1 protein-coding gene is annotated in these 1,118 nt (G+C 57.2%); it reads left to right on the top strand.

Annotation, left to right across the window (positions count from 1 at the left end):
- Nucleotides 1-1,118, top strand: a 1,118-nt coding sequence (gene tuf, locus R1W00_RS18185) for an elongation factor Tu (RefSeq protein ID WP_317264186.1), incomplete at both ends; no start/stop codon positions are given.

Here is a 1,118-nt window from a genome sequence, read left to right on the forward strand (position 1 = left end):
ATGGCAAAGGAAAAGTTTGAGCGTAGCAAACCGCACGTAAACATCGGCACGATTGGTCACGTTGACCACGGCAAGACGACTCTGACGGCCGCGATCACCAAATACTTTGGTGACTTCAAAGCGTACGACCAGATCGACGGCGCGCCGGAAGAGAAAGCACGTGGCATCACGATCTCGACCGCTCACGTTGAGTACGAGACCGAAGGTCGTCACTATGCGCACGTCGACTGCCCCGGCCACGCTGACTATGTTAAGAACATGATCACCGGTGCTGCGCAGATGGACGGCGGTATCCTGGTTGTTAACGCTGCTGACGGCCCCATGCCGCAGACGCGTGAGCACATCCTGCTGGCCCGTCAGGTTGGCGTTCCGGCTCTGGTTGTTTTCCTGAACAAAGTTGACCAGGTTGACGACGAAGAGCTGCTGGAACTGGTTGAGATGGAAGTTCGCGAACTGCTGAGCGAATACGACTTCCCGGGCGACGATATTCCGATCATCGCTGGTTCGGCTCTGGCCGCTATGGAAGGCAACAACCCGGAAATCGGCGAAGAGAAGATCAAAGAGCTGATGGCTGCTGTGGATTCGTACATCCCCGAGCCCGAGCGTGCGATCGACATGCCGTTCCTGATGCCGATCGAAGACGTGTTCTCGATCTCGGGTCGTGGTACCGTTGTGACCGGTCGTGTTGAGCGTGGCGTGATCAACGTCGGCGACGAACTGGAAATCATCGGCATCAAAGACACCCAGAAGACGACCTGTACCGGCGTTGAAATGTTCCGCAAGCTGCTGGACCGTGGTGAAGCTGGCGACAACATCGGTGCTCTGCTGCGTGGTATCGACCGTGAAGCTGTTGAGCGTGGTCAGGTTCTGTGTAAGCCGGGTTCGGTTACGCCGCACACCAAGTTCGAAGCTGAGGTCTACATCCTGACCAAAGAAGAAGGTGGCCGTCACACGCCGTTCTTCGCGAACTACCGTCCGCAGTTCTACTTCCGTACGACTGACGTGACCGGCACCGTTGAACTGCCTGCTGGCACCGAGATGGTTATGCCCGGCGACAACCTGAAGTTCGTTGTTGAGCTGATCGCACCGATCGCCATGGAAGAAGGTCTGCGCTTCGC

This window comes from Rhodovulum sp. FJ3 (genome assembly GCF_032918305.1).
Taxonomy (GTDB): domain Bacteria; phylum Pseudomonadota; class Alphaproteobacteria; order Rhodobacterales; family Rhodobacteraceae; genus SAT37.